This window comes from Larkinella fluvii (genome assembly GCF_051857545.1).
GTDB lineage: Bacteria > Bacteroidota > Bacteroidia > Cytophagales > Spirosomataceae > Larkinella.
Map to the genome: position 1 here is coordinate 340,519 of NZ_JBPZHB010000003.1, position 21,478 is coordinate 361,996.

16 protein-coding genes are annotated in these 21,478 nt (G+C 53.7%); 8 read left to right on the forward strand and 8 right to left on the reverse strand.

The genetic code is table 11. The features are described 5' to 3' along the window. Nucleotides 1-86: 86 nt before the first annotated feature. Nucleotides 87-1,415 (reverse strand): rhamnogalacturonidase, encoded by a 1,329-nt coding sequence (locus ACS5NO_RS08805; RefSeq protein ID WP_439414796.1) that lies wholly within the window; start codon nucleotides 1,413-1,415, stop codon nucleotides 87-89. A gap of 131 nt (nucleotides 1,416-1,546) precedes the next feature. Between ACS5NO_RS08805 and ACS5NO_RS08810 the strand changes: the two genes are divergently transcribed. Next, nucleotides 1,547-2,452 carry a PIG-L deacetylase family protein gene (locus ACS5NO_RS08810; protein WP_439414797.1) on the forward strand — a complete coding sequence of 302 codons (906 nt, stop codon included), beginning with the start codon at nucleotides 1,547-1,549 and terminating at the stop codon, nucleotides 2,450-2,452. 126 nt (nucleotides 2,453-2,578) lie between these two features. Here the strand turns inward: ACS5NO_RS08810 and ACS5NO_RS08815 are convergent, their stop codons facing one another. Next, entirely contained in the window at nucleotides 2,579-3,124 is a 546-nt protein-coding gene (locus ACS5NO_RS08815) for a DUF4833 domain-containing protein (protein WP_439414798.1), read from the reverse strand. 154 nt (nucleotides 3,125-3,278) lie between these two features. Between ACS5NO_RS08815 and gldG the strand changes: the two genes are divergently transcribed. Beyond that, complete coding sequence (gldG, locus tag ACS5NO_RS08820; RefSeq protein WP_439414799.1) at nucleotides 3,279-4,934, forward strand: gliding motility-associated ABC transporter substrate-binding protein GldG; 1,656 nt, start codon at nucleotides 3,279-3,281, stop codon at nucleotides 4,932-4,934. Between the two features lie 170 nt (nucleotides 4,935-5,104). Beyond that, a complete protein-coding gene (dnaN, locus tag ACS5NO_RS08825; RefSeq protein ID WP_114405491.1) occupies nucleotides 5,105-6,241 on the forward strand; it encodes a DNA polymerase III subunit beta in 1,137 nt (378 codons plus the stop codon). Between the two features lie 137 nt (nucleotides 6,242-6,378). Here dnaN and ACS5NO_RS08830 read toward each other — a convergent pair whose 3' ends face one another. From ACS5NO_RS08830 to ACS5NO_RS08850, 5 genes are read right to left on the reverse strand one after another with little or no spacing between them, the layout of a single operon-like run. After that, on the reverse strand, nucleotides 6,379-7,752 hold the full coding sequence (locus ACS5NO_RS08830) for an FAD-dependent oxidoreductase (protein WP_439414800.1): 1,374 nt from the start codon (nucleotides 7,750-7,752) through the stop codon (nucleotides 6,379-6,381). An 18-nt stretch (nucleotides 7,753-7,770) separates the two neighbouring features. Next, nucleotides 7,771-9,183: a RagB/SusD family nutrient uptake outer membrane protein gene (locus tag ACS5NO_RS08835; protein ID WP_439414801.1), complete on the reverse strand. Its 1,413-nt coding sequence runs from the start codon at nucleotides 9,181-9,183 to the stop codon at nucleotides 7,771-7,773. A gap of 12 nt (nucleotides 9,184-9,195) precedes the next feature. Next, complete coding sequence (locus ACS5NO_RS08840) at nucleotides 9,196-12,624, reverse strand: SusC/RagA family TonB-linked outer membrane protein (protein WP_439414802.1); 3,429 nt, start codon at nucleotides 12,622-12,624, stop codon at nucleotides 9,196-9,198. 5 nt (nucleotides 12,625-12,629) lie between these two features. Then, a complete protein-coding gene (locus tag ACS5NO_RS08845) occupies nucleotides 12,630-13,631 on the reverse strand; it encodes a FecR family protein (RefSeq protein WP_439414803.1) in 1,002 nt (333 codons plus the stop codon). Nucleotides 13,632-13,658: 27 nt separating this feature from the next. Further along, a complete protein-coding gene (locus ACS5NO_RS08850; RefSeq protein WP_439414804.1) occupies nucleotides 13,659-14,318 on the reverse strand; it encodes an RNA polymerase sigma-70 factor in 660 nt (219 codons plus the stop codon). Nucleotides 14,319-14,723: 405 nt separating this feature from the next. On the opposite strand from ACS5NO_RS08850, the gene ACS5NO_RS08855 reads away from it, so the two are divergent. Further along, nucleotides 14,724-17,729, forward strand: coding sequence for a DEAD/DEAH box helicase (locus tag ACS5NO_RS08855; protein ID WP_439414805.1), 3,006 nt, complete (start codon nucleotides 14,724-14,726; stop codon nucleotides 17,727-17,729). A gap of 5 nt (nucleotides 17,730-17,734) precedes the next feature. Here ACS5NO_RS08855 and ACS5NO_RS08860 read toward each other — a convergent pair whose 3' ends face one another. After that, on the reverse strand, nucleotides 17,735-18,226 hold the full coding sequence (locus ACS5NO_RS08860; RefSeq protein ID WP_421828899.1) for a GtrA family protein: 492 nt from the start codon (nucleotides 18,224-18,226) through the stop codon (nucleotides 17,735-17,737). A gap of 340 nt (nucleotides 18,227-18,566) precedes the next feature. Between ACS5NO_RS08860 and ACS5NO_RS08865 the strand changes: the two genes are divergently transcribed. The 4 genes from ACS5NO_RS08865 (at nucleotide 18,567) to purE (ending at nucleotide 21,410) form a co-directional block, all read left to right on the forward strand. Further along, a complete protein-coding gene (locus ACS5NO_RS08865; RefSeq protein ID WP_439414806.1) occupies nucleotides 18,567-19,061 on the forward strand; it encodes an Xre family toxin-antitoxin system antitoxin in 495 nt (164 codons plus the stop codon). Between the two features lie 3 nt (nucleotides 19,062-19,064). After that, nucleotides 19,065-19,595, forward strand: coding sequence for an RES family NAD+ phosphorylase (locus ACS5NO_RS08870; RefSeq protein ID WP_439414807.1), 531 nt, complete (start codon nucleotides 19,065-19,067; stop codon nucleotides 19,593-19,595). Between the two features lie 76 nt (nucleotides 19,596-19,671). Continuing rightward, nucleotides 19,672-20,823, forward strand: coding sequence for a 5-(carboxyamino)imidazole ribonucleotide synthase (locus tag ACS5NO_RS08875; protein WP_439414808.1), 1,152 nt, complete (start codon nucleotides 19,672-19,674; stop codon nucleotides 20,821-20,823). Nucleotides 20,824-20,927: 104 nt separating this feature from the next. After that, complete coding sequence (gene purE, locus ACS5NO_RS08880; RefSeq protein WP_439414809.1) at nucleotides 20,928-21,410, forward strand: 5-(carboxyamino)imidazole ribonucleotide mutase; 483 nt, start codon at nucleotides 20,928-20,930, stop codon at nucleotides 21,408-21,410. The last annotated feature ends 68 nt before the right edge of the window (nucleotides 21,411-21,478 follow it).

The following is a 21,478-nucleotide window of genomic DNA, read 5'->3' on the forward strand; positions in this document are numbered from 1 at the left end:
GTTGAATTTATTATTTTAAAATGGCCTTCAAATGGTTATACATTGTACAATAATTCGTTTAATCCTGCACCTGAAAATGGGGGATTTTACTGTATTAGTTTCGAATTTACCCGCACATTGTTGAGCACAAACCCCTCGACGACGGTTTTGTCAATGGCCGCGTTTTTACTTTCTACCCGAAAGTTCTCAAAGGTAAAATGGGTGAGTTTGTCGCGTTCTGAAACCGCTACGTCAAAGAACGTATCACACACCAGTTCAATGTTTTTCAGCGTCACGTGATTCGCGAATGAAAGCGGCTGGTCCTTGCGGCCCTGTAAGTCATAAAACTGGGTCCAGGGTTTGGCATACAGCAGGCTGTGGGCCTGACCTTTTATGTTTTCGACGGTAATGTATTCGTACAGTTGGGGCGTATCCGGCCGCATTTTCAGCCACAACACCCGGCTGGCCTCGCTGACGTGGCAGTTTCGCAGAATGATGTTTCGGTTGTGAATCGCTTCACTGCCGCAGGTCAGCGCCGAATGGCAAAAGCCAAATTCACAATCTTCGATGATGATATTGGTGTTGGCTCCGTTGCTGGGGACCCGGTCGGCCCAGGGGCCCTTGCCGCCTTTGAGAGCAATCGCGTCATCATTGACCGACAGATAACAGCCTTTAATCAATACGTTGGTACAGACATCAAGGTCGATGGCATCCGTACTGGGGGCTTTCACGGGTTGGTAGGGCGAATAAATGTGTACATTCAGCACTTTCACGTTCCGGCACTGGTAATAGTGGCTGGTCCAGAAACCCGCATTGTGCAGGTTTACGTCCTGCACCTGCACGTCGTTGCATTTCCAGATGAATACCAGCCGGGGCCGGGAAACCTCCAGATTCGTGCAGTTCGGATTTTCTTTCCGCCGGGCCCAGAAGGCCTCCCAGAAACGCAGCCCGTTGCCATCAATCGTTCCTTTTCCCGAAATCGTAAAACCGTCGACTTGATAGGCATTTACCAGCGCAGCAAAGTAATCCAGACTCAGCCCCTCCATCCGCGATGGCAGTTTCGGGTAGTCGGCGATGTTGTCGGAGCCTTTCAGCGTGGCCCCTTCTGCCAGGTACAAATGGGTTTTGGGTTTGAAAAATAAAGCCCCGCTCATAAACGTCCCTTTCGGGATCACAACTACGCCCCCGCCTTTCCGGGCTGCGGCATCGATGACCTGCTGAATCGCATCGGTTTGCACGAGGGAACTGTCTGCTTTTACGCCAAAATCCGTAATCACATACCGCTTTCCGAGTTGGACCGGGTTTACTTTCCGGTTTGTCGTAAACCAGCTACTAATCGGACTGCCGTCCGGGAAAGAGGCTTTCACCGCGTTTTGCGCCAAAAGGGGTGCGCTTAGTGCTGCCCAACACACCAGGGCAACGATCCTTGTTTTCATACTGACTCCGTTTTGCTCAACAGGGTTTGTCTGGTAAGCAAACAGGATGTCTACTTCTACTGATTGATCTTTCTTCGCTTTCCCCTATTTTAGCGAAAGTCTTGAGCCCAATCGTTTAACCTGTTGATACCATGCAAAACCGGATGACCCTGAAGATGCGATTTGCCCTGCTGCTAGCCCTCTGCCTGAGTGCGGTCTGTACGTTTGCCCAAGTGCCAAACTCGCCTTTGCGCATCATCGTTATTGGCGCCCATCCGGACGATTGCGATCTGGGAGCGGGTGGAATTGCCTCCATTTATTCCGCCATGGGTCACAAGGTGAAATTTGTGTCGATGACCAATGGTGACGCCGGGCATCAGGACATGGGTGGGGGCGAACTGGCCCAAAGAAGGTACCGGGAAACCCAGGAAGTGGCCAAACGGCTGGGCATCACCTACGACGTGCTCGACAATCACGACGGGGAACTGATGCCCACCCTGGAAAACCGGCTGGCAGTCATTCGCAAAATCCGGGAATGGAAAGCGGATCTGGTGATTGCGCCACGAACCAATGATTATCACCCGGATCACCGAAATACGGGCGTTATCGTGCAGGATGCGGCTTATCTGGTCATCGTGCCCAACGTGCTGAGCAGTGTGCCCCCGCTGACCAAAAATCCGGTTTTTCTTTATTTTCGCGACGGTTTTCAGCGCCCCAATCCGTTCCGGCCCGACATTGCCATCGATATTACCGAAACATTGGCTATGAAAGTAGACGGTCTCGATGCACACACCTCTCAATTCTATGAGTGGCTGCCCTGGACCCGACAGGATCTGGCCAACGTTCCCAAAGACCCCGTGGAGCGAAAAAAATGGTTGCTGGCTGCCATGGAAAAGCGTTCTTCCCTGACGCCGGAAATTAAGGTTTCCGTCGAAAAATGGTATGGCCCGGAAAAGTCCGCGAAGGTCAAATCGGTTGAAGTTTTCGAAATTTGCGAGTACGGAAGACAGCCCGGTCCTGAAGAAATCAAACGCCTTTTCCCCATGTTGCCGCGCTGACATTGGCAAAGCAACCGGCTATCGACGATGACCTATCCCTGCGGGCGTTTGCGGATAGCTTTTCTTACAAAGAACCGGTGTCCAGGAGTACTTGAAGAAACCGTGTCTGGCTAGGTAAATCGGTTTTTAGACCATCATCCGTTCATAAACCGGATTTCCGGCCACCGGGTCGATGCCAAACAGTTCGACGTATAACACCTTTGGCATCAAACCGGAACCGGTTTCGAGTTGCACGAAGACTTTTTGCAGACACGCTTTTCGCCCGTTAATGGTGGTCAGGGCCATCGGTTTTCCCTGTTGCATATCCACCCAGATGGTGCGTTTTTTGAAGGCATTCAGGTAAATTTCAAAACTGTTGTCGTTCGCCGTCTTGTGTTTGTAGCCGTACGCCAGTTTCCATTGAATCATCGACAACGATTCGCGTTGACCCTGCTCGGCGTAGCGAATCCAGTACACGCTGACCGGATCGTTCGCATCCAGCCGCCGACCGGCTGTTAGATTCGCTTCATAAATAACGGTGTTGGTGTTATTGCTCCGCTGAATGTAAAACAGCCGGTTGGGGGCAGACGGCGGCACTGGAAACTCGCGGACACCGGCCAAAACCGGGATGAATGTGCTGGTCAATTCCAGCAAAAACAGAAAAAAGACGGTGTGGAGGCTCTTTGTGATCATGATTCAGTAGTTTGTTGTTTACGACCCTAAGACCGCTATCATTGATGTTACCCCTACGCCGGTTTTGAAAATTTAGCGGATCATGCAGCGTGCGGCCCGTCATTTTTTCTTCTACTTTCGCACAACTTAACTGCTTTCAGCGTTTTACGCAGGTATGAAGTCATTCCTTTTTCGATTCGGTGTTGTTCTGGCCGTCCTGGTACTTGTCAACTTGCTGTCGTCGTTTTTGTTTTTTCGGGTCGATCTGACCCAGGACGGTCGCTACACGCTGTCGGAAGCCACCGAAAACCTGCTGGCCAACCTCGATGACGACATCCACGTCAACGTCTACCTGACGGGCAAGCTGCCGCCTGGTTTCAAACGGCTGGAAACCAGCATTCTGGAAACACTGAACGAGTTTCAGGCACGATCCGGCAAAACCCTGACGTTCCGGTTTATCGATCCCACCGCCAATCCGGACGCCAAACAGCGCGCCGAGCAACAGACGCAACTGATCCAGAAAGGACTGGCTCCCACCAGCCTGAATTTTACGGCCGAAGGCAATCAGCGCACCGAACAACTGATTTTTCCGTGGGCGATTGTCTCCTATCAGGGTCGCGAACAGCCGGTTTTGCTGCTGCGCGGAAACCGCTCCAATTCGTCGGAAGAGCAGTTGAACCAGTCGATTGAAAACGTGGAATATGAGCTGGCATCGGCCATTCGTCGGCTGACCATCAAGGAGAAAAAAGTGCTGGGGGTGGCGGTTTCGTACACCAATGTCGAACCGCTCCGGCTTTCCGATCTGCTGGCGACACTCAATGCGTTTTACGACATCAAGCTGATCAATTTGCAGGAATCCCGCGATCTGGTGGGGCTCGATGGACTGATTGTTCCCAAACCCGACCGCGCCTTTTCGGAAGCCGATAAATACAAAATTGACCAGTTTGTGGTCAACGGCGGCAAGGCCCTGTTTTTTGTCGATGGCCTGAAAATCGACAGCGTAGGGCGGGAGGGAACCTTCGCCCAGCCACTCGACCTGAACCTGAACGATCTGTTTTTTCGCTGGGGAATCCGGGTCAACAACGACATTATCAAAGACTTAAGTTGCGCCATGATTCCGCTGAACGTCGGCGATATGGGCGACAAACCCAATGTTCAGATGTTGCCGTGGCGGTTTTTTCCATTAATCAACACCTTCGGTAAGAGTCCGATTGTCCGCAATCTGGATGCGGTTTACACCCGGTTTACCAGCACACTCGATACGGTGCAGGCTGTGGGCATTGCAAAAACGCCCTTGCTGATGACCTCGCAATACACCAAAATTCTGAAAGCCCCGGCATTGGTGAGCTACAACGAAGCCCGTCAGCAACCCGATCCGCGCACCTACAACAACGGCGTTCAGATGATTGCCTGTTTGCTGGAAGGTCGTTTTCAGTCGCTGTATGCCAACCGCATTCTGCCCGGCGATCCGCGCGCTGCGGCTTTCAAAGCGCAGGGAGAATCCACCAAAATCGTGGTTTGTTCCGACGGCGATCTGCTCATCAACGACATCAATTACCGCACCAACGCGCCCTATCCGCTCGGTTACGAACGGTTCTCGAAGAACACCTTCGCCAACAAGGATTTTGTGGTCAATGCGGTCAATTATCTGCTGGACGACAATGGTATCATTGCGGCCCGCACCAAACAGGTGACATTGCGGCCGTTGGACCGAATCCGGATGAAGGAAGACCGTTTACCGTGGCAGCTTTTGAACCTCCTCGGGCCGGTGGTTTTGGTCGCTTTCGTGGGCGTCATCTGGCAATTTGCTCGCCGGAGGAAGTACGCATAGGCAGGGAAAAGCTATTACACAGAGTTTATCAGAGAAAATCAGGGGTAATCAAAAAACTCTCTGATAAACTCTGATTTTCTCTGATAAACTCTGTGTAACAACTCCTGAAAATTCGACTATTTTTCCTACTTTTGTTCTCATTGGACTAACGGCCCCAAACAAAATTGCATATGAAATTCATCGTTTCCTCCTCCGTATTACTCAAGCAACTTTCGGCCATCAACGGTGTGGTGGCAACGAATCCGATTGTGCCGATTCTGGAAAACTTTCTGTTCAAACTGGAAGATGACATCCTGACGGTCACGGCTTCTGATCTGCAAACGACCATGATCACCAACATTGCCGTGGAGTCGTCGGAGAAGGGAGCCATTGCCATTCCGGCCAAACTGCTGCTTGATACATTGCGCGGTTTGCCCGAACAACCGATCACGTTCAACGTCAATACGGAGACGTTCGGAACCGAAATTCTGACGGATAACGGTCGCTATAAACTCTCGGGCGAAAATCCGATCGACTTTCCGAAAATTCCGACGGTCAACCGCAGCCTGACGGTCGAACTGTCATCGGATGCGTTGTTAAGCGCCATCAACAATACGGTTTTTGCCACCAGCACCGACGACCTGCGCCCGGCCATGACGGGGGTGTATCTGCAACTGACCGCTGAGAGCGCGACGTTTGTGGCTACCGACGGACACCGGCTGATTCGCTACCGCCGGACGGACATCAGTTCGCCCAGCGATTCGTCGATGATCATTCCGCGCAAAGCCCTGACGCTGTTGAAGGCCTCTTTGCCCGAAGCCGCGCCGGTGAAAGCCGAGTTCAGCCAGTCGAACGCGTCGTTTACTTTTGCCGGATCGCCCGCCGGATCGACGCAGATGATCTGCCGGTTGATCGACGAGCGGTTTCCGGACTTCGAAAACGCCATTCCGACCAACAACCCGAACATCATGACCATTGGCCGGACGGACATTCTGAATTCGCTGAAACGGATCATGATTTACGCCAACCGCACGACGCACCAGATTCGACTTTCGCTCAAAACCAACTCCCTCACGATCTCCGCCGAAGATCTGGATTACAGCAACGAAGCCAACGAAAAGCTGCTCTGCGACTACGACGGCGATCCGCTGGAAATCGGCTTCAACGCCAAATTCCTGACCGAAATGCTCAATAACCTGAGCGCCAAAATGCTCTCGTTCGAGATGTCGGCCCCCAACCGCGCCGGTCTGATCATTCCGGCCGACAAGGAAGAAGACGAAGATATTCTGATGCTGGTGATGCCGGTGATGCTGAATACATACGCGTAATTGGTGATCCGACAGACAGGCTTAAGGGTTTTAATTATAAATGTAAAATGGTAAATATCAAATGTAAAAGTGCTGGCACTGAGCGACTTTTACATTTGATATTTACCATTTTACATTTATAATTATTTTATTATTTTCTACTCCACGCTCCACTTCACATCCGCCCATTTGACGTCCTGCGGTAGCCGGTTGGACTGAACGGCCAGCGCGGCCACGCGACCGGCGGCTTGCCCCATAATGGCCGCATTGCCGGTAACGCGGTAGCTGGAGTGGGCGATAAAATCACCACTGATGCACCGTCCGGCCATCATCAATCCCTGTACATCTTTGGCAATCAGCGCCCGAACCGGGATGTCATACGGTTTGCTGGGCGTTCCCCGCTTGTAATTGGTGGTCGCTTCGTCGTCTTTTTTGACGGAGTGGACATCCACGCCAAACGTAACGCGGCAAACCGCATCCGGGTGGCGGATTCCGGTCATCAGATCCTGGCGGGAAACCGTGTACAGCCCGTGAATCCGGCGGCTTTCCCGAACGCCAATCTGCTCGCCCGTGGCCACCAGCCGCAGGTTGCTCCAGACGCCCTTGAGCGACTGCAGACTCCCGATGATTTTGTGTACTTCGGCCCGGCCTTTCAACGTAGCCTGCGAAACCTGATTGGCGTCGGTGCCTTTAAAACCGTATTCGTGATTAGCCATCAGCATGTGCAAATCCTCGCGGATGGGGTGGATGCTGGGGTGCGTATACGAGGGCGAATGACCCCCGCGACGGATGGCTTCTTCCAGTCGTTTTTTGGAAGGCGAACCACCTTTGCTGTCGGCTGCGTCGCGAACATATTCTTTGATGTCCGCGTAGTTGACGCCGGTTATCAGACAGAGTAAGCTCATCGGCTGGCCCTGCCCGGAACTGTCGCCGTAGTCGAAACCGCAACCGGCCTGAGCCGCCAGATCGCCGTCGCCCGAGCAGTCGATGAATATTTTTCCCGACCAGGCTTCCCGCCCCGATTTCGATTCGGTGACCACGTGTGTGAGTCGTCCGGCTTTCTGGGCCGTCGCCACCACCCGCGTGAACAACCGCACGGTGACGTTCGCTTTCAGGCAATATTCTTCCAGCAACAGTTTCATGCCTTCGGCGTCGAAAGAAAACGTACCACCCGTCGGAACGGTCGCGCTGTCTCCGCGTTTTTGCAGTTCGGTTTTGATTTCCTGGACCAAACCGGCTTTGTTGGTGTTGTCGAGAATCCACGTCAGGCAGCCCGACGTCCAGACGCCCCCCAGACAACCGTGGACTTCAAGCAGGAGCGTTTTGGCCCCGCTACGCCCGGCTTCGATGGCGGCTGCGACCCCGGCGGGGCCGGAACCGCAGACAATGACGTCGTAGTCGCCGACCACCGGCACGTCGCGGGCGGCTTCAGCCAGGGTGTTGGCATCGGGGCGAATGGTGGAGTAGGCCGTGGCCGACTGGGAGACGGCGGCTCCTACTAAGGCGGTGGTTAAAAAATCTCGGCGTTGCATGGGTTGATTGTCAGGGGGTTAATAACCGGTATTTTGTTGAAGCTCCCGGTTGGTGTCTAGTTCGCGTTGCGGAATCGGGTACAGATTGTGCTTGGGTACGGTGGTCGTAATCGCTACTTTTTGCATCGCTTCCCGAAGTTTATTCATTCGAATCAGGTCGTATCGGCGGTGGCCTTCGAAGCACAATTCCCAGCCGCGTTCCTGCAAAACCGCATCCCGAAACTGCTCTTTGGTCAGTCCGGTGGGCAGGGCTTTGAGTTTGGAGCGGCTGCGAACCTGATTGATCGGCGCATAGGCATCAGGTGTGGGGCCAGCCACTTCGTTCCGGGCTTCGGCCAGAATCAGCAGCAGGTCGGCATACCGGATGACGGGCCAGTTGGTGTCCGTATTGCTGGGTGTGGTGCCGTTGGGATTGAAGTATTTCCAGACGTGGGGCTGAAACGTGGCTTTGCTGCCGTCCGAAAACGTGTAGGAATCCTTGATGCTGACGTCTTTGCGAAGGTCGCCCGTTTCGAAACTGCTGATGAAACTCTTCTTGACAAAAGCGCCACTACCGCCCGTAATGGGTGTTTTTCCGCCCCGAACGCCAAACGTTTCGTTAAAACCGCTGCCGACGACCCCGGCTTTGTATTGGACCGAGAAAATATGCTCCGGTCCGTTTTCTTTCTCGGCTGGCCACAGATCGGCGTAGTTGGGAACCAGACTGTACGTATTGGACTGAACCACTTCCTGCGCTTTTTGGGCCGCAGCCGCGAAATCCCGGTTGAACAGGTACACTTTAGCGAGTATAGACTGGGCTGCTCCTTTCGTGACCCGGCCCTGATCGGCAGCCGCGTAGCTAACCGGCAAACCTTTCTCGGCTTCCTGCAAATCCTGAATAATCTGGGTGTAAATTTCGGCGGCTGGCCGGCGAACCACCGACAACGCATTCAGGCTCGTGGTTTCTTCCACAACCAGCGGCACATCGCCGAACGCTTTCACCAGATCGAAGTAAAACAACGCCCGCAAAAACCGCACTTCAGCCACCAGCCGCGCTTTCCGGGTGGCATCCATCGTCGTTCCCGGTACACGCCCAATGGCCGCATTGGCCTGATTGACCGCCACATACAATCGCTGCCAGAAATCAGCGAGAACGGCGTTCGTCGAGGCAACCGTGTACGTATTCAATTCCAGCGTTTCGGTGCGCGACACCGCGCCGTCATCCAGCAGGTCGGACGCCAGATCGCCCATCCGCCAGGCTCCCCCGCCGTAATACGCCCCCGTCGACAGGTGGCTGTAAACCGCATTGACGGCGGCTATGGCATCGGCTTCGGTTTTGTAAAAATTGGCCGGTGCCAGAAAATCCTGCGGGTTTTCGTCCAGAAACTGGCAACTGCTGCCGAGCCATACGCTCAGGAAAAGGATAGGTAGGGTAGATAGTTTCTTTTTCATGGAAGTCGGGTGTTAAAGGCCCAGGTTGACACCGATCATAACCGTTTTGGCGCGGGGATACGCTCCGTAATCAATGCCCTGATTGATCGGGTTTTGCCCGTGCGAATTGACCTCCGGATCGTAGCCGGTGTACTTGGTCCAGGTCAGGATGTTCTGGCCGCTCACGTAAATTTTGGCGGAACGCGCCCATTTGACCAGCTTGCCCGGCAAGTTATAGGACAGCACCACATTCCGCACCCGCAGGTAGGAACCGTCTTCCAGCGCCCGGGTGCTGATGAATTGCTCCTGTCCGCGGTAATCGGCTTTGGGCATGTAGGCATTCGGATTCTGGGGTGTCCAGCGGTTCAGCGCCCGGATGTGGTTGTTGTGGGTGCCGCGCATGGATTCGAGTTCGTAGACCCGCAGCAGGTTCAGGATGTTGTTGCCGTAAACGCCCTGCATCAAAACCGTCAGGTCGAAGTTGCCATAGGTGAAGGTGTTGTTCAGGCCGTAAATGAACTTGGGTTGGGCGTTGCCGATGATGGTTCGGTCGGCGGGGGAGAGCGTACCGTTGCCATCCACGTCCTTAAACCGCAGGTCGCCCGGTTCCATGTAGCGGTGAACCGGGCCGCTGGCGACCTCTTCCTGCGTGCGGAACAAACCGTCGCCGATATACCCAAAGAAGGAGTTGACCGGCTGGCCTTTCCGGATGATCATGGCCGGGCCGGGAGAATAGAAACTGGAACCCGATTCGGGGCCAAAAAACTCGTTTACACCGCCCAGACTCAGCACTTTGTTGCGGTTTTGGGAGTAATTGGCGTCAATGTTCCACTTGAATTTGCCGTTGATCGGCGTGGCACTGACCGAAAACTCAAACCCTTTGTTCTCGGTGCTGCCTACGTTCTGGAGCGACGTATTGTAGCCCGACGTCCAGGGAACACTCACTTCCAGCAGCAGGTCTTTGGTGCGTTTGTAGTAATAATCAGCCGTGAACCGCACCCGGTTATTCAGAACGCCGAAATCAATGCCGACGTCAAATTGCGCCGTTCGTTCCCATTTCAGGTTCGGGTTGGCAACCCGCGACGGCGCAATCCCGATGGCTAGGTTGTTGCCAAGAATGGAGGACGTATTGCTCAGTGAACTCTGGGAGCGATAGAGTGGTATTTCCTGAAAACCAGTGACGCCGTAGCTGGTACGAAATTTCAAATCGGAAACGACCCGCTGGGCCTGCATGAACGGTTCTTCCGATACCCGCCAGGCCAGCGCCCCGGAAGGAAAATAGCCCCATTTGTTGCTGGCCCCAAACCGCGACGACCCATCGGCCCGCAGCGAAACCGTCAGCAGATACCGTTCCCGAAACCCGTAATTGATCCGGCCCAGGTACGACATCAGCGACCATTGATTGGCCCCCGAAGCGGCTGGCTGCACGAGCCCGGCGGCCTCCAGGTTGTTGTACGTCAGAATGTCGTTGACAAAATTCTGCCCTTTTGCTTCTACTTCTTCACTGATTTCCCGCTGGACCGTAAAACCGCCTAATACATTGATGTGGTGAACGCCTACGGTTTTGTCGTAGGTCAAAGTGTTTTCATTCAGCCAGTTATACGATTGTTGGTCACTGATGTTGGCAATGCCGTTCTGAAAATAGGCGCGGTAGGTGGTTCGGGGAATGTAGAGGTTGTTTTTCGAAAACGTGGCGTCGGCCCCCAAACTGACGCGGGCGGTCAGCCCTTTCACGACTTCGTATTGCAGAAACATGTTGCCCAGAATGCGGGCTGTGCGCGTCAGGTTGGTGGTTTCATTGGCCAGCGAAACCGCGTTGTCCCGCCGGACGGAAGGCCCGATTTGCTGCCAGTCGACAAAATAATTGCCGTCCTGATCGTAGATCGGCAAGTTCGGGCCGCTCGTCAAAGCCGTGTGAACCACGCCATTGCTGCCGGTGCCACCGCTGTTGACCAGAACCGCATGGTTGTTGACGTAGCTCAGTTGCAGGTTGTTGCCAAACTTCAGTTTCGCGTTGATTTTGGTTTCCATGTTGAACCGCAGCGACAACCGTTTGAAATTGGAGTTGCTGATAATCCCGTCCTGATCGAAATAATTGCCACTGACCATAAACCGGGTTTTTTCCAGTCCCTGCGAAAACGTAAGCTGGTAGTTTCGGATGGGTGCGGTTCGGTAAATGGCGTCCTGCCAGTCGGTGCCTTCGCCCAGCGCCTTCGGATCGGCAAACGGCAATGCCCGGTTTCGGAAGGCAGCGGCTTCGTTGGCGAGTTCGGCAAACTGCGTTCCGTTCAGCAGCGGAATTTTGTAGATCAGCTTCTGAAAACCGGTGTAATATTCGGCGTCGAAGCGCGACTGACCCGCCTTGGCCTGTTTGGTCGTAATCAGCACGACGCCGTTGGAACCCCGCGAACCGTAGATGGCCGTTGCCGAGGCATCTTTCAGAATTTCAATCGATTCGATGTCCGACGGATTCAGGCTTTTGAGGGCCGTCACCGGAAAACCGTCCACGACGTACAAAGGCTCGTTGTTGTTGGTGATCGAATTGCCGCCCCGAATCCGGATGGAAACCGTGCCGCCGGGAGCCGCGTCGGTTTGGGTCACCTGCACCCCGGCAGCCCGGCCCTGCAATCCCTGATCGAGCGTTGCCATCGGCAATTTGTGAAATTCACTGCCCGAAACCGACGAAACGGAACCCGTCAAATCGCTCTTTTTAACGGTTCCATACCCCACGACCACCACTTCTTCCAGCGAACGCTCACTCGGTTTCAGGATCACGCTCAGCGTTTGCCGCCTGCCCACCGTCACTTCCTGGGCTTCGTAGCCGATGGACGAAAACACGAGCACCGCCTGTTCGTCGCGCACCCGGAGCGTAAACGAGCCATTGGCGTCGGTGGTGGTACCGGTGGTCGTTCCTTTCACCTGCACATTCACGCCCGGAAGCCCTTCGTCCGACCCGCTGGCGGTCACGCGCCCCTGAACGGCCACGTCGGTGGGCTGCGTTGCGGTTTCAGTCGGCCCGGTTCGGGTGGCAGCGTTGTCGTTGGCCCCGGAATGTTCGGGCTGCGTCATCGAGGTGGGTGCTTCGGACCGGTTGGGCGATGCGGTTCGCGCCGGTCGCATCCGGGCCGCGTTCGACACGATCAGGTAGGTTCCGTTGGACAGTCGTTTCACCTGAAAATCCGTGGTCCGCAGCAAGCCTTCCAGGTTTTTCTCCAGCGACCATTTGGGGTGGAACCAGCCGGTGGGAACGCTGACGCCCTGAAGCTGCTGTTCTTCAAAGGCCAGATCGACCTTGTAGCGACTGCGAAGTTCCAGCAGGGCGTCGCGCAGTTGAACCATCGAACCGGGCGACGACTGGATGACCGACCGGGTCGGCTGGACCGACGCCAGGGTTTGCGCCTGAACGGCCACCGAGAGCAGACAACCCGCCGTCGGCAGCAGGATTCTTAGAAATGGCACCATACGTTTTAAGGGTTTAGGGGGGAAAGAGGAATCATCACGTTGCCCGAATCGGTTTCGACAACCTGCGTGCGGGTCAGGGTGGTCAGCAAATCGAGCAGAACCGGGGCGGTTTCGGCCCGAAACGTACCGGTAATCTGCCGGTGAACCAGTTCGGAGTCAGCCAGTTGTACGGTTTCGCCAAAATGTTCTTCCAGCGTCGCCAGCACCTGCGATAAGGGCGTCCGGTCGAACAAAAACCGGTGTTCTTTCCAGACCCGATAGCGTTCGACCGACTGGTGGGATTGCATCTGAACCTGACCGCCCGGCTTAACGGTGGCCACGTCACCCGGTTTCATCACCACCGGCGCGGGCGACGAACCTTGCAACGACCGGAAAGCCACTTTCCCGCTGTTCAGCACAATGCGCGAACCTTGTCGGCGGCTCGAAACGACGAATTCCGTACCCAATACGACCACTTCCAGCTCATCGGGCGTCCGGACAATAAACCGCTGGTGGGTGGGCAGATGCCGCACCGAAAACTCGGCTTCGCCGGTGAGCCAGACCTCCCGGCTGTTGCGGCCAAATGTCCAGCGCGACAACCGCAGGCTGGAATGGGCATTCAGCGTCACCCGGCTGCCGTCGGGCAAACCAACGGTTTTCAGTTCGCCGTACTGCGTTGAATAGGTGCGGTAGAGCCAGCGGTCGCGCTGCCAGACGGCCAGCAGGGTGAGCAGGGCGATTGAAGCGGCAATGAGCCACGCCCGGCGGACGGAAGGTGTTGCTAGCGGCAAAACCGGTGTTTCGGGGATTGATTCGAGTTGCTGAATCCGTTCCCTGAACTGGTGGAAGGCGGTTTCCGGGTCGGCTTCGTATTGCAGCCGCTGATTTTCCCATTCTTCCAGACAGGCGAAAAACCGCTCCCGGTTTTCGGGTTTCTGTCGCCATCGCTGAATCCGCTGGGTCTGGATCGGCGTGGTAGTCCCTTCAAAATAGGCAAAGAGCAGTGCCTTGGATAGTTCCGATTGCATGTTGTCGTCGAAAATGAGGAGAGATACTTACCAGGTCAGCAGCAGGAGTAACACCAGCCAATAGTCGTGGAGGGCCTGTCGTAACCGGCTCAGGGCTTTGGTGAGGTGACCTTCTACGGTTTTGACCGAAATGTGCAGATCAGCCCCGATTTCGCTGTTTTTCCGACCTTCAAACCGGCTCAGCACAAACACGTTGCGGCACTGGGGCGGCAAGGCGTCCAGCGCCCGGTGGATGCGGGTTGTGAGTTCTTCAAAAGCCAGATCCGCGTCGGATTCGGTGCTGTCTGCCGGGTCTGTCAACTCGTTGTCTTCGGTGGGTTCGGTCCGGTTAAATTCCCGGCGGAGGTAGTTGATGGCGCGGTTGCGGGCGGCCGAAAACAGGTAGGCCCGGAACGAGCCGGTGATCTGGGTGTATTGATTCGTTTGCCACAGGTGAAAAAACAGATCGCCGACCAGGTCTTCGCCAATTTCGCGGGAATACACCAGCCGGGTAACGTGGCTGCACAAGGGGCGGTAATACCGCTGGTAGAGCAACTCGAACCCTTTTACCGGGTCCGATTGCAGCATTCGCCGGATCATCCACTCCGGGTCAGCAGCGCGGTTTGGGTCCATCGATACCACCAGGCTTATTCGTGCGTCCGGGCGTCGTTCGTCCGAAAAATCCGGTTGCAGGGTCGATTCATTCATACAGTTCAGGGTCTACTACAAAGACAAGAAAAATAGGCACAACCCTCGCTCGGTTTCTGAATGAATTGCAATTTTTTCTCACTTAGGTACTAAGTGGTTTTGTTTTCGGGGTCGTTTTATCGCTCCGGCCGGGCAAACCGGCTTTTAAAATTTACCGCGTAAAAATGCCGCTGATCCCATTCTCAGGCCGTAAAATCAGTTCGCGCGGGCTTCCGTATTTTTCGATTTGCCTTTGTTGTAGCTCTTCGTATATTTGAGTTTGTTGCGTATTCTAACCGGACGGCAAATCAGCCTTTTTGCTTGCTTTTTTAAAGCTCATCCATTCCGTCCGGAAGCGCGATTTTTTTTACGACCAACCCGGTATTTCCGGGCCTGGTGCAGTCAGGCAGTAATCATTACGGTGTTATGAAAGTCTCTCCCGCGGAACCGTTTCAACTGGTCTATTCACTCCTGGAACACGAGTTCCTGGGGTATCTGTTTGAAGCCTTCGTCGTGCAACTCAATGCGCGCGGTGAGCTGACGCTACAGAACCAGACGCTGTCGGCCAAAAACGCCGGGGAGTTTGCCAGTGAACTGGACGATGCTGATTTTGAGCTGATTCGGATCATCGACGAAATCCAGCAGGACGTCATTCTGAAAAAATTCAATCCCAAAAAATTACCGGCGGTCGATTTCTTTCTGAAAATTTACGACGCCCAGAAGGGTGATAAAGAACTGCGGGAACGGATTTGCGAATACCTTGAAACCCGCCGGGCGATGATTCTGGAGCGGCTGGCCGAAAAACCGTTGTATGTCATGGGCAACGACGGCAACCCGGCCTGGATGTCCGTTGAGCGGATGCCGGACAAGGCCCGCGTCTTTTTCAATTTTGTGCGGACCGAAACCGCCACGGAATACTTTCCCATTATTAAATACGCCGGTGAGCGGGTCGAATTTCAGTTTAAGGATGCGCTGTTGATTTGTGACGATCCGGCCTGGATGATGGTGGGGAAGCGGTTGTTTCATTTCGACAAAAATGTCGATGGCAAAAAACTGCGCCCGTTTCTGCAAAAAAGAAATATCGTTATTCCGAAAAACATTGAGGATCAGTACTATCACCGCTTCGTGGCACCCTTGATTGCGTCCTACGACGTATACGCCAGAGGGTTTGAGATCCGGAACGAAGTGCTGCCCCCCGCGCCCGTGCTGACGGTTTCGGAACATGCAGTAGCGCACCGGACCACGCCCGCGCTCTTCGATCAGGCGGTTTCGAACGGCCACCGGAATGGAAACGGCGCGTCGGAACGGATGAACAACGTGCTGACTGAAATGGCCCATGCCGCGCCCGTCGACGACTCGCAGGTGGTTTTCGACCTGCTGTTTCAATACGGCCAGTTCACGTTTCGCTACGACGGTTTCACGGATTCGTCCAACGTCAGCATCGAAAAGAAGGGTGACGACTACGTTTTTCACAAGATTCGGCGGGATGTTCGGAAGGAGAAATCGACGCTTTTCTGGCTCAAGGAAAACGGCCTGGAACTGAAAGACAACGGGCATTCCAAACTCGGAAAAGCGACCGCTTTCGAGTGGCTCCAGCAAAACCACAACCGGCTGGTGGAAGCCGGTTTTCAGATTTCACAACACGCTGATGATACGAAACGCTACTTTTTAGGCTATTCGTCCATCGTGGTTTCGATCAACGAAACCCGCGACTGGTTCGACATATATGCCAAGGTGCAATTCGGCGAATTCGAGATTCCGTTTATCAAGCTCCGTTCGCTGATTTTAAACAAGAAGCGGGAGTTTACGCTGCCCAATGGCGAGGTGGCCGTCATTCCCGAAACTTGGTTTACGAAATATTCGGAACTCTTCGCGTTCATGGAACACGAGGTGGACAGCGACCGGCTGGTGCTGCACAAACATCACATTGCGCTGGTGCAGGAATTGCAGGAGGAGAGCCTGGCGTCGGCGGTAATCAGCCGGAAGCTGGAAAAACTGCGGAGTTTTGAAGAAATCAATGCGCATCCGCTGCCCGCCGGTTTCAAGGGCGAACTGCGGCCTTACCAGAAAGCCGGGTACGACTGGCTGCAATTCCTGAACCAATACCGGTTTGGCGGTTGCCTGGCTGATGATATGGGGTTGGGCAAAACCGTCATGACGCTGGCGATGTTGCAGTCGCAGAAGGAAGCCGGTTTTACGGAACCGACGCTGCTCGTGATGCCCACTTCGCTGCTGTATAACTGGGAGCTGGAAGCCAAACGGTTTACGCCCGGCCTGCGCGTCATGGCGTATACCGGCACCTACCGCGACAAAAATACCGCCCAGTTCGATGGGTATGACGTCATTCTGACCTCGTACGGCATTGTCCGGATCGACATCGATTTGCTGAAGATGTACCGGTTTCATTACATCATTCTGGACGAATCGCAGGCCATTAAAAATCCGTCGTCGCACATCACGCGGGCAGTCATGCAACTGGACTCCGCCCACCGGCTTATTCTGACCGGTACGCCGTTGGAAAACAGTACGATGGATCTGTGGACCCAGATGACGTTTATCAACCCCGGTTTGTTGGGGAGTCAGACGTTTTTTCGTAACGAGTTTCAGATTCCAATCGAGAAAAAGAACGACGAGCAGAAAACGCAGCGGCTTTACGGCATCATCAAACCGTTTATGCTTCGCCGGCACAAGTCGCAGGTGGCGCGTGACCTGCCCGAAAAAGTGGAGAATATTCACTACAGCGACATGTCGCCGGAACAGGAGAAGCAGTACGAAGAAGCCAAGTCGTATTACCGGAACCTGATTCTGGAACGCATTGAAGAAGACGGCATGGCCAAATCGCAGATGGTGGTCTTACAGGGATTGACCAAACTCCGCCAGATTGCGAACCACCCGCGCATGATCGACGAAACCTACGAAGGCAATTCCGGCAAACTGGACGACATGGTAATGCGGCTGGAAGGTGCGATGGCTGACAATCACAAGATTCTGGTATTCAGTCAGTTCATCAAACACCTGGACGTTGTTCAGCAGTATTTGCAGGAACGCGGAATTCAATATGCCTACCTGGACGGTTCGACGCAGGACCGGCGGGGGCAGGTGGATCTGTTTCAGAACAACGACTCGATCAAGCTGTTTCTGATTTCGCTGAAAGCGGGCGGGCTGGGTCACAACCTGACGGCAGCGGATTACGTGTTCATTCTCGATCCGTGGTGGAACCCGGCCATCGAGGCCCAGGCCATCGACCGCGCCCACCGGATTGGGCAGAAACGGACGGTTTTTACCTACAAATTCATTTCCCGAAACACGGTGGAGGAGAAGATTCTGGCCCTGCAACGTTCCAAGCAAAAGCTCGCCAGCGATCTGATTACAACCGAGGAAAACTTCATGAAATCGCTGACGAAAGAAGACATTCTGGCGTTGCTGGATTGACCGGATCAGTTCAGATTCAGCAGTGATTTCAGCCGTTCATAGAAACCGGTATTTTTGAACGTGAAGGTTTTGTGCAGAATGTAATTGGAGATAAAGCTCAGGCCCATCCCGAACGTGTGAGAAAACAACTTGTTGACGTTCACGGTCTTGACCGATCCTGGCAGCGTAAACACGTAAATCCCGTTCTGACTGACCGAGAAGTTGTACAGGGCCGACGCGCCGTAGACCGTGATCAGGCAGGAAATCACCGAAACCATCGCAAATTTAACCATCTCCCGGCGGGTTTTAGTCGAGTTTTTGGCGTTGAATGCCAGCAGTTTGGTGAGAAAAAAGCCGATGAAAAACGAGCTGATGTAACCCAGCAAGACGCCATTTTCGTAGGAAACCTTAAACCACTCCTGAAGCAACGAACTCACAACAATTTGCAGGGAGGCACCAATGGCCGCAACAATGAAATACGCAATTAGGTCTTTTTGATTGAATAGTTTGTCCTTCATAGGTTAAATAGAGATGAAAGAGGTTAGACGTGAGAAATGAGACAGATGGCTGATAGTCAAATGGTTGATTTGTCTCTTGTCTTTCATCTCTTGTCTTGTACGCTACTTTTGGTACTTCCCGCTTCAGGTATGAACGTGCAAATTAACAGGAAGAGTTGGAATTGTTGAGAACCAGGCGGGTGTGGGAAAACGGATTATTTATTTAATGAACAAAAAAAGGCTAAAACGCGCGAAAATTGGCTATTCAAAGCGGTTTACCAGCAAGGCAAACCTTTTTTATGGACTCCGCGTTACGAATACGTAAAATGTCAGTACTATTACTGACAAATTGTAGATAGCCATGAAAGGAGCAGCGAACAAAACCGTCGAAACCGGAGGGAATAGGAGGAACAAGGAATCAAAAAAGGCTCAGGGGAAACTTCTTCTGTCCGCTCCCTCAACCGTTCGCGTGTTGCCGGAGCGGACCAGTCCTTTTGAACTGATTGCGCAGTCCCGCTCGGGTATAATCCATACCGAAGTCCGGAAAGCGGCTGATTTGCTGGAGTTAACCATTCGGGAATTGGCAACGCTTTTATCAACGAACGAACGGACGATGGCCCGACGGCTGGTTGCCGGTTCTCTAAATAAAGTTGAATCCGAACGGCTCCTTTTGCTGAGCGCACTGGCAGCGCATGGTTTACGGGTTTTTGAAGACCAGGGAAAGTTCAATCGATGGTTGCGCCGGCCGCTGGAGATTTTAGAAAACCAGTCGCCCCTGCAAATGCTGGACACCGCGACGGGTTTTCAAGTGGTGGATCAGGTTTTAGGGCGTATCGAATATGGTGTCTATAGTTAACGTATGGCTTTAGTCTACCGTATTCAGAAAAGACAATTTGTCGATTCAGTATTGACCGGAGAAGGTGCTCGTCTCAATGGCGGACGCTGGAATCCCTTGGGCACTCCGCTGGTTTATGTGTCGACAACGCCGGAACTCGCCTTCCTGGAAACCCTGGTTCACTTGGATGGTACGCCGGTTCGTGATCTTCCTCCGTTCGTTCGGTTAACGATTGAGCTGCCTGATTCCATCGAAGAATTAGACCCTGAAACGCTGCCTACCGGCTGGGATCAAATCAAGTTTCCTGAGAATCTTCCTTTCTTTTTGTTGCCGAAACTTAGGCCAACGTATCCTATTTTAGCTTTTTCAGTCCCTTCCGTCATTCTCAAAAGCTCGCCCTCCCGCAACCTGCTGATCAATCCACTTCATCCGTTAATGAGTCAGGTGAAGATTTTGGAAGTGATTCCCCATGAGTTTGATGAACGGCTGCGTAAACCGGTTCAGCCGCCGGATGCTGCTTCTGTTAAAGGAAGAAAGAAGTCAACAGGACGCTAAGTAGATCGAATATAGTGTCTTAAAAAGTACGATAAAGTCCGAATTGGGGCTACTTTTGCGGAGGATTGTTACAAGTATGCATACATTCAACCCCACTACCCGCATTGGAATCCTCGGAGGAGGTCAACTGGGCCTGATGCTGATTCAGGCCGGGATCGACTGGAACCTGATCGTTCATATTCTGGACCCTGATGCCGAAGCGCCCTGCCGCCACCTGGCAACGTCATTTACGCAAGGGTCACTCACCGACTTCGATACGGTTTATCAGTTTGGCCAGCAGGTTGATGTGCTGACGATTGAAATCGAGCGCGTCAATGTCGATGCCCTGGAAGCTCTGGAGCGCGAAGGAAAGCGGGTTTTTCCGCAGCCGTCGGTGATCCGGATTATTCAGGACAAGCGGGCGCAGAAACAATTTTACCGCGATCACAACCTGCCAACCGCCGATTTCATTTTGACCGAAAACCGGGACGACGTGGCGCAGGCTTTAACCGCTAGTCCGGAGTTCCTGCCCGCTTTCCATAAACTGGGGCGCGATGGCTACGACGGTCGCGGGGTTCAGCGCGTTGCTTCGGTCGACGATGGGGAGAAGGCGTTCGATGCGCCGGGCGTATTGGAAAAAGCCGTCGATTTTGAAAAGGAACTGGCGGTGATTGTCGCCCGCAATGAGCAGGGCCAAACGGCGACCTTCCCGACGGTCGAAATGGTCTTTCACCCCGAACAGAATCTGGTGGAATACCTGTTTGCCCCCGCAGCGATTTCTGAAACCGTCGATCAACAGGCGCAGGAAATTGCCCGAAAAACCGCCGAAGCCTTCGGGATTGTCGGTTTGCTGGCGGTGGAGTTGTTTCTGACGAAAGACCAGCAAATCATCGTCAACGAAGTGGCGCCACGTCCGCACAACAGCGGTCACCACACGATTCGGGCGAATGTTACGTCGCAGTTTGAACAACACTGGCGGGCCATCCTGAACCTGCCTTTGGGTGACACAGCCATCCTTTCGCCAGCCGCGATGATCAACTTGCTGGGCGAACCCGGCCACAGTGGACCCGCGCGGTATGAAGGCATGGAAGCCCTGCTGGCAATGCCGGGCGTGTTTCCTTTTCTATACGGTAAAAAAATCACCCGCCCGTTTCGAAAAATGGGACACATTACCGTTATTAGTTCAGATTTAAATACACTGAAAGCGAAAGCCGATTCGGTGAAGGAAACTATAAAAGTGAAGAGTTAAGAATGAAGAGTTAAGAGTTAAGAGTTAAGAGTTGGCTGACGCATTTGTTTTCAGCTTGCGTCAGCCAACTCTTAACTCTTAACTCTTAACTCTTAACTAAAAATATGGTTGGAATCATCATGGGCAGCAGCTCGGACCTGAAGGTCATGCAGGAAGCGGCCGATATATTGACTGAGTTGGGGGTTTCGTACGAAATCGATGTGGTTTCGGCCCACCGGACGCCGGAGAAAATGGTGGAATACGGAAAAACCGCCCGCCAGCGGGGTTTGAAAGTGGTGATTGCCGGTGCGGGTGGTGCCGCCCATTTGCCGGGGATGGTCGCTTCGCTGACGACCTTGCCGGTGATCGGGGTGCCGGTGAAATCCAGCAATTCGATTGATGGCTGGGATTCCGTTTTGTCGATTCTGCAAATGCCTTCGGGCGTGCCGGTGGCGACAGTGGCCCTCAACGGCGCCCGCAACGCCGGAATTCTGGCGGCTCAGATTGTGGGGACGTTCGACGAAACCGTGGCCCAACGGTTGCAGGACTACAAGGAAGACATGAAAGTGAAAGTGGAGAAAATGAGTCAGGAGGTAAGAAAAAATTAATTGGTTTAAGGTTTAATGTCCAACGTTTGAAGGGAAGCCGCACAACGTTAAACGTTAAACCTCAGACG

What these genes read in the sequence shown, in the direction of transcription:
- dnaN (WP_114405491.1), top strand. Translation starts at nt 5,105, where the DNA reads ATGAAATTCATCGTTTCCTCCTCCGTATTACTCAAGCAACTTTCGGCC.
- ACS5NO_RS08805 (WP_439414796.1), bottom strand. Translation starts at nt 1,415, where the DNA reads ATGAAAACAAGGATCGTTGCCCTGGTGTGTTGGGCAGCACTAAGCGCA.
- ACS5NO_RS08840 (WP_439414802.1), bottom strand. Translation starts at nt 12,624, where the DNA reads ATGGTGCCATTTCTAAGAATCCTGCTGCCGACGGCGGGTTGTCTGCTC.
- ACS5NO_RS08850 (WP_439414804.1), bottom strand. Translation starts at nt 14,318, where the DNA reads ATGAATGAATCGACCCTGCAACCGGATTTTTCGGACGAACGACGCCCG.
- ACS5NO_RS08845 (WP_439414803.1), bottom strand. Translation starts at nt 13,631, where the DNA reads ATGCAATCGGAACTATCCAAGGCACTGCTCTTTGCCTATTTTGAAGGG.
- ACS5NO_RS08870 (WP_439414807.1), top strand. Translation starts at nt 19,065, where the DNA reads ATGGCTTTAGTCTACCGTATTCAGAAAAGACAATTTGTCGATTCAGTA.
- ACS5NO_RS08830 (WP_439414800.1), bottom strand. Translation starts at nt 7,752, where the DNA reads ATGCAACGCCGAGATTTTTTAACCACCGCCTTAGTAGGAGCCGCCGTC.
- ACS5NO_RS08810 (WP_439414797.1), top strand. Translation starts at nt 1,547, where the DNA reads ATGCAAAACCGGATGACCCTGAAGATGCGATTTGCCCTGCTGCTAGCC.
- purE (WP_439414809.1), top strand. Translation starts at nt 20,928, where the DNA reads ATGGTTGGAATCATCATGGGCAGCAGCTCGGACCTGAAGGTCATGCAG.
- ACS5NO_RS08875 (WP_439414808.1), top strand. Translation starts at nt 19,672, where the DNA reads ATGCATACATTCAACCCCACTACCCGCATTGGAATCCTCGGAGGAGGT.
- ACS5NO_RS08835 (WP_439414801.1), bottom strand. Translation starts at nt 9,183, where the DNA reads ATGAAAAAGAAACTATCTACCCTACCTATCCTTTTCCTGAGCGTATGG.
- ACS5NO_RS08860 (WP_421828899.1), bottom strand. Translation starts at nt 18,226, where the DNA reads ATGAAGGACAAACTATTCAATCAAAAAGACCTAATTGCGTATTTCATT.
- ACS5NO_RS08865 (WP_439414806.1), top strand. Translation starts at nt 18,567, where the DNA reads ATGAAAGGAGCAGCGAACAAAACCGTCGAAACCGGAGGGAATAGGAGG.
- ACS5NO_RS08815 (WP_439414798.1), bottom strand. Translation starts at nt 3,124, where the DNA reads ATGATCACAAAGAGCCTCCACACCGTCTTTTTTCTGTTTTTGCTGGAA.
- gldG (WP_439414799.1), top strand. Translation starts at nt 3,279, where the DNA reads ATGAAGTCATTCCTTTTTCGATTCGGTGTTGTTCTGGCCGTCCTGGTA.
- ACS5NO_RS08855 (WP_439414805.1), top strand. Translation starts at nt 14,724, where the DNA reads ATGAAAGTCTCTCCCGCGGAACCGTTTCAACTGGTCTATTCACTCCTG.